The organism is Streptomyces chattanoogensis, from assembly GCF_001294335.1.
Lineage (GTDB): Bacteria > Actinomycetota > Actinomycetes > Streptomycetales > Streptomycetaceae > Streptomyces > Streptomyces chattanoogensis.
The window spans coordinates 1-7,463 of sequence record NZ_LGKG01000203.1; the positions used below are offsets into that span (position 1 = coordinate 1).

Genomic DNA, 7,463 nt, shown 5'->3' on the forward strand with positions numbered 1-7,463 from the left:
ACGCGGCACCGTCAACACCAACTTCCCCACATGCCGCGCCCGGCTCATAAACCGAAACGCCTCGGCGGCACGCCGCACATCCCACGCCAGCACCGGCATCGGAGCGAGGACACCCTCGGCGAGCAACCCGGTGATTTCGAGGAGGAGTTGCTGGAGCCGTACGGGCCCGGCGTCGATCAGGTCGAACGCGCGGTAGTGGACGCCGGGGTGCCGCGCCTCGACCTCGGCCGCATCCCGGATGTCGGTCTTGCCCATCTCGACGAAGTGCCCGCCGCTCGGCAGCAGGCGCAGCGAGGCGTCCACGAAATCGCCGGTCAGCGAGTTGAGTACGGCGTCCATCCCCGCGCCGTCCGTGACGGCGAGGAACTTCTGCGCGAAGTCCAGATCCCGCGACGAGGCGATGTGGTCATCGGCGAGCCCCAGCGACCGCAGCACGTCCCACTTCCCCGGACTCGCCGTCGCGAACACCTCACAGCCCCGGTGCCGCGCCAGCCGGATGGCGGCGATGCCGACACCGCCCGCACCGGCGTGGACCAGTACCCGCTGCCCCGCCCGGACCTTGGCGAGGTCTTCCCAGGCGAACAGCGCGGTCGCATAGACCAGCGGTACCGCGGCGGCGTCCGCGAAGTCCCAGTCGGGCGGCAGCGGTACGACGAGGTCCCGCGGGGCGACCGCCGCGGGGCCGAAGGCGCCGCTGACGAGGCCCAGCACACGGTCGCCGACCGACAGACCGGTGACCGCCGCGCCGACCTCGGTCACCACACCGGCGGCCTCGTACCCCAGGACGTCCTCGGAGGCCGCCATGCCCAGCAGAGAGACAACGTCACGGAAGTTCATGCCGGCGGCGCGCACCGCGAGGCGGATGTGGTCCGGGGGCAGCGGCGCGCCGGCCGCCGGGGCGGGCGTCAGCCGCAGGCTCTCCAGCGTGCCGCGGACCGGTGCGTCCAGCCGCCAGTGCGCCGCACCGGCCGGGGGCACCAGGGCGTCCGAGCCGGTCCGGATCAGCCTGCGCGCCGCCGGCCTGCCCTGTCGCAGCACCAGTTCCGGCTCGCCGTAGGAGGCCACGGCGAGCAGCGCGCGCCGGCTCTCCTCCGTGGTGTCGATGTCGGCCAGCAGGAAGCTGCCGGGGTTCTCGGCCTGCGCCGAGCGCACCAGTCCCCACAGCGGGGCATGGACGAGGTCCACGAGGCGCTCGCCGGTCCCGTCGGAGACCGCCCCGCGGGTCACGAACACCAGCTGTGCGCCGGCGAAGCGCTCGTCGGCGAGCCATGCCTGGATGAGTCCGAGGGCCCGGGTCAGGGCCGCGTGCACGGCATCCGGATCCACCGCGGGGCCGGCCTGCACCGCCTGGCCGGGATCCGCCGCGGGTCCGGGTCCGAAGGGCACGAACACGACGTCAGGGACCTCCCCGACGTCCTCCAGACGGGCACAGACCTCCAGACCGGCACAGTCCTCGAAGCCGAGCCCCAGCACATCGTCCCCGAGGACCAGGCACCGTTCCGCCGGTGCCTGGGACACCGCGGGAAGCGGCGTCCACTCGATCCGGAACAGGGCGTCGGCGCCGGACGGGGAGCCCTCCAGCTGGGCCGCGTCGACCGGCCGCGACACCAGCGCCGTCACCGAGGCGACCGGTCCGCCCGTCCCGTCGGTGAGGGTGATCGCCACCGCGTCGTCGTTCTGCGGCACGATCCGTACGCGCAGTGCCGGTACCCCCACGCCATGGATCTCGACCCCTCGCCAGGAGAACGGCAGGGCGACCCCGGTGCTCTTCTCGGCGAGGATGCCCGCGTGCAGAACGGCGTCGAACAGCGCGGGGTGCACGCCGAACCCGGCCGTCTCCGTGCCCTCGGGCAGCGCCACCTCCGCGTAGACCTCGGCGCCGCGCCGCCAGGCGGCCCGCAGGCCCTGGAAGGCCGGGCCGTAGCCGTAGCCGTCGTCGGCGAGCCGGTCGTAGAAGCCGGTCAGCTCGATCCGTTCGGCACCCTGCGGCGGCCACACCCCCGGCTCCGCCGCCGGTACGGGCCCGCCGGGGGCGAGGACGCCGACGGCATGGCAGGTCCAGGTCTCGTCACCGTCGGCGCGGGAATAGGCCATGACGTTGCGGGTGCCGGACTCGCCCGGGGCCCGGACGACGAGCCGCAGCGCGACCCCGCCCCGCTCGGGCACCACCAGCGGGGCGGTCAGGGTCAGCTCGTCGATACGGGTGCAGCCGGCCTCGTCCCCGGCGCGGCTGAACAGCTCCACCCATGCCGTCCCGGGGAACAGCACGGTGCCCAGGACGGCGTGGTCGGCCAGCCAGGGGTGCGTACGCAGCGAGATCCGGCCGGTGAGCACGATGTCCGAGGTGTCGGGCACCGTGACGACGGCGCTGAGCAGCGGGTGTCCGGCGTCGGCGAGCCCGGCCGAGGCCAGGTCCCCCGCGGGGGCCCCGGCGTCGAGCCAGAAGTGCTTGCGCCGGAACGCATAGGTGGGCAGGTCCACTTCGGCGGCCCCGGCCGGGAGCGCCGCGGCCCAGTCCACGCCGACGCCCCGCGTGTGCAGCCGGGCGAGCGCGGTGGTGAAGGTCGTGGCCTCGGGCCGGTTCGCCCGCACGACCGGCAGGAACACGGCGTCGGTGCGGGCATGGGTACGAGCATCGGTACGGGCATCGGTATCGGCGTCGTCCAGGCAGCTCTGGCCCATGCCCGACAGCACGCCGTCCGGGCCCAGTTCGAGGAACGTCGACACGCCGGATCCGGCGAGCAGCGCGACGGCGTCGGCGAAGCGGACGGGTTCGCGCACATGGCGCACCCAGTACTCGGGGTCGCCGGTCTCCTCGGCGGTGAGCACGCGGCCGGTCACATTGGAGACGATCGGGATCCTTGGCGGCGCGTACGACACCACCCGTGCGACCCACCGGAATTCGGCCAGCATCGGCTCCATCCGCGGCGAGTGGAAGGCATGGCTCACGGTCAGGCGCCGGGTGCGGCGGCCGCGGGCCCGCCAGGACGCCATCAGCTCGAGGACCGGCTGCTCGTCGCCGGAGACCACCACGGACCGGGGGCCGTTGACCGCGGCCAGGCCGAGCCCGCCGGTGCCGGAGCGCGCGGCGTGTGCGGCGAGCTCCGGCGCGATCTCGTCCTCGCCCGCTTCGATGGCGGCCATCGCCCCGCCCTCGGGCAGCTCCTGCATCAGCCGGCCGCGGGTGGCCACCAGCAGGGCGGCGTCCGGCAGATCCAGCACCCCCGAGACATGGGCGGCCACCAGCTCGCCGATCGAATGCCCCACGAGGAAGTCCGGTGTGACGCCCCACGACTCGACCAGGCGGAACAGCGCCACCTCGAAGGCGAACAGGGCGGGCTGGGTGTACTCGGTACGGTCCAGCAGTTCGGGCGCGTCCCCGAACACCAGGGACTCGACGGACCGGTCCACGAAGGCGTTGAGCGCGGCGCAGGCCTCGTCGAACGCCTGCCGGAACACGGGGAACCGGGCATACAGCTCCCGGCCCATGCCGAGCCGCTGGCTGCCCTGTCCGGTGAACAGGAACGCGAGGCCGCCCTCGGCCGGTGTGCCGGTCACGATGCCCGGCGCGCTGCCGTCCGCGGCGAATGCGCGCAGGGCGACCACGAGAGCGGTACGGTCCGCGGCGACGGCCACCGCCCGGTCCGTCAGCTGGGCGCGCGTGGTCGCGAGCGAGTGGGCGACGTCCGGCAGCCGCAGGTCCGGGCGTTCGTCGAGGAAGCCGGCGAGCCGTTCCGCCTGTGCCCGTACCCCGGCGGGGCCGTTGCCGGAGACGGCGAAGGGCAGCGCACCGGCCTGTTCGGCGGAGGGCCGGTCGGGCTCCCCGGCGGGCTCTTCGGCCTCCTCCGGCGCGACGGCCTCCAGGATCACATGGGCGTTGGTGCCGCTGACCCCGAACGACGAGACGGCCGCCCGGCGCGGCCGGCCGGTCTCCGGCCAGGGCGCGGCCTCGGTCAGCAACTCCACGTTGCCCGCCGACCAGTCGACGTGCGGGGTCGGTTCGGTGAGGTGCAGGGTGCGCGGCAGCAGGCCGTGCCGGAGCGCGAGCACGGTCTTGATCACTCCGGTGACCCCGGCCGCCGCCTGGGTGTGCCCCAGATTCGACTTGACCGACCCGAGCCGCAGCGGCCGGCCGGCCGGCCGGTCCTGGCCGTAGGTGGCCAGCAGTGCCTGGGCCTCGATCGGATCGCCCAGGGCCGTGCCGGTGCCGTGCGCCTCCACGGCGTCCACGTCGGCGGCGGTCAGCCCGGCATCGGCCAGCGCGCTGCGGATCACCCGCTGCTGGGCCGGTCCGCTCGGTGCCGTCAGGCCGTTGGAGGCGCCGTCGGAGTTGACTGCCGAACCGCGCAGCACGGCAAGGACCCGGTGCCCGTGCCGTACGGCGTCGGAGAGCCGCTCGACGACGAGCACGCCGACCCCCTCCGACCAGCCGGTGCCGTCCGCATCGGCCGAGAACGCCTTGCACCGGCCGTCGGCCGCCAGTCCGCGCTGCCGGGAGAACGCCAGGAACCCGCCGGGGCTCGCCATCACGGCGGCGCCGCCGGCCAGCGCCAGCCGGCATTCGCCGCGCCGCAGGGACTGGGCCGCCATGTGCAGCGCCACCAGCGAGGACGAGCATGCGGTGTCCACGGTGACGGCCGGGCCCTCGAAGCCGTACGCGTAGGCCACCCGGCCCGAGGCGAGGCTGGCCGCGGTGCCGGTCAGCAGATGGCCTTCGAGCCCCGCGCCGACGTGCTGCAGGCCCGGTCCGTACTCGTGGTTCTCCACGCCGGTGAAGACGCCGACGGGGGTGCCGCGCAGCGCCGACGGGCTGATTCCGGCGCGCTCCAGGCCCTCCCAGGTGACCTCCAGCAGCAGCCGCTGCTGGGGATCGGTCGCCACCGCCTCCCGCGGCGAGATCCCGAAGAACTCCGCGTCGAACTCCGGCGCATCGTGCAGGAATCCCCCGCGCCGCGTGTAGGTGCGGCCGGGCCGGTCGGGATCGGGGTCGTACAGGCCGTCGACGTCCCAGCCCCGGTTGACCGGGAAGTCGGAGAGCACCTCTTCGCCGTCGAGCAGCACCTGCCAGAGGTCTTCGGGGGAGGTGATGCCGCCGGGCAGCCGGCAGGCCATGCCGACGATCGCGACCGGCTCCTCCGGATCGGCGGGCGCGCCGGTCCCGGCGTCCGGTACGTCCTCCGCCACGGCCTCACCGTACAGCCGTCGGTACAGCTCCTCGGCGAGGGCCTGCGGCGTGGGATGGTCGAACACCATCGTCACCGGCAGGGCGAGCCCGGTGGCCGCGGTGAGCCGCCGGTGCAGTTCCACCGCGGCGATCGAGCCGACCCCCTGGTCCACGAAGGACGCCCGGATCCCGATCGATTCGGCGTCCCGCTCCAGCGCCTCTGCCGCGCAGTCGCACACCAGGCGCAGCAGGATGTGCTGCCGTTCGAACACCGGCAGCCGGTCGAGCTCTGCACGCACTGGTGCCCCCTCTTTCTCCCTCTACGGGTTCCACGCAATTGACGGGATCGACAACGCCGGACACCCGGGCGGCTTGACGAGGAGACGACGAAGAGACCGGGCCGGATCACACCTGTCGAACACCGATGCTAGGGAGAACGATCAGCGCCACCCACCCCTAACGTCCCCTACTCCCCCGCCCGGAAAAGGCGAAAGCCCGGCGGGGTGTCGCCGGGCCATAGGGGTGCCGATCTGGGGAAACACTCCACCGGTCAATTCGCGGGGAATTCCGCTGCCGCCGACCGGATTCACTCGGTGCAGCTTCATTCGGTGTAACGGTGCTGCCGGGCATATTGAATTGCCTGGGCGCGGTCCTTGCTTCCGGTCTTCGCGAAGATGCGGTTGATATGGGTCTTGACGGTGGTTTCGCTGATGAACAGGTGCCGGGAGATTTCGCGGTTTCCGAAACCGGCGGCGATCAGCTTGAGGACGTCGGTCTCCCGCGCGGTGAGCCGGTCGGCGGGTGCCGGGGCCGGCTGACTGCGGGTCGCCGCCTGGATGAGGGTGCGCTGGACGCCGGAGTCCAGCACCGCCTGGCCGGCGGCGGCCGCGGTGAGCGCGCGGGCGATCGCGTCCTTGGTGGCGGACTTGGTGAGGTAGCCGAGTGCGCCGGCGTGCAGCGCCTCCAGGGCGAGGTCCTCGGACGCATAGGTGGTGAGCACGACCACCTGGGTGTCCGGGTGGTCCTGCCGCACCTGCCGAGTGGCTTCCACGCCGGTGACGTTGGGCATGCCCAGGTCCATCAGGATGACATCCGGGCGGTGCTCGGCAACCCGGGCCACCGCCTCCTCGCCGTCGGCCGCTTCGGCCACGACCGTGATGCCCGGCATGGTCCCCAGGAGGAGAACGAGTCCTTCGCGTACCGCCGCCTGGTCGTCGGCGACGATCACCCGGATGCTGGCTTGTGTGGTCACGGTGCCAGTGTCTCCCGACCCCGCCCGGTGGCCAAGGCGGTCCGGCCGGGCACATCCGCCCGGCCGGTCCACCTCGGTCGGTCCACCTCGGTCGATCCGCCTCAGTCGATCAGCGTGGAGAGCAGCCGGTCGTGTATCAGGTTCACGAGTTCCGCACAGTGGGTCTCGAGAAACCGCCCGCCACCGCGCCAGACCTCGAGGTCGAAGCGGTCCCGTGTGCAGGCCCGCCACTGCGGCCGGGCGGTGACATCCGTCCCGCCGCCGAGGGCGACAACCGGCGAATTCAGCCGGACGGCCTCGAACTTCGGCGCCGCCCCCCAGTTGGCCACGAACGTGCACAGCGGGGCGATGTCCGTCTCCTGCTCCAGCCGCCCGGCCACCCGTAACGCGACTTCGCCGCCCCTGCGGTGCCCGAAGAGGGCGAGCGGCAGATCGGTCCAGTCACGGAGCAGCCGCGCACTGTCGCTCACCAGGTCGTCGAGTCCGGCGATGCAGCCGGGCGCGCCCCGCACATCGCGGTGCGGGTACTGCACGGCCAACACCTCGACGGACGGCAGCAGTTGCCGGGCCAGATGCCATAACGACTCCGAGGTGTCCACCGCATGCGGAAAACACGCCAGCCGGAAGGCCGCCGGCTGCAGCGGGCCCGCGATTCTTATCAGCTCGACATCGCGATCGGCGATCGGTTCACACATCCACACGTTCCGTTCTCCCGCTGTCTCCGTCGGTCTTCGCTGGTACGCGGTGTCCGACGATACGGAGCGCGGACGGGAACGGCGTCAGCCGCCGAGGTGGAGATCTTGGCCCCCCAAGGGTGGATATATCTCCACCCCTACCGGTGGCTCCGGAGGTTTGGGGCCGACAGGGGTTGCGCTCGGGGCGCCGCGGACGCACAAGTCCCCTGTCCCTCCTGGCAGGGGACAGAGGACTCGTTCGTCATACGGACATGCCTGCCGTCAGGAGACGAGTTCCGCCGATCGCTGGTTGCGGCGGTGCTGTTCGGCCCAGTTGGTCAGGGCGGCGGCGCAGGCGTGGTCGAGGTGGCGT

At 72.9% G+C, this 7,463-nt stretch carries 2 protein-coding genes and 1 pseudogene; all 3 read right to left on the reverse strand.

Annotated elements, in window-relative coordinates; genetic code table 11:
- Positions 1-5,370, reverse strand: a pseudogene (locus ADL29_RS38500) (beta-ketoacyl synthase N-terminal-like domain-containing protein); the annotation flags it as partial.
- Positions 5,371-5,765: 395 nt separating this feature from the next.
- Complete coding sequence (locus ADL29_RS38505; protein ID WP_046928791.1) at positions 5,766-6,416, reverse strand: response regulator transcription factor; 651 nt, start codon at positions 6,414-6,416, stop codon at positions 5,766-5,768.
- A 101-nt stretch (positions 6,417-6,517) separates the two neighbouring features.
- Entirely contained in the window at positions 6,518-7,111 is a 594-nt protein-coding gene (locus tag ADL29_RS38510) for a thioesterase II family protein (protein ID WP_053928125.1), read from the reverse strand.
- Between the last annotated feature and the right edge of the window lie 352 nt (positions 7,112-7,463).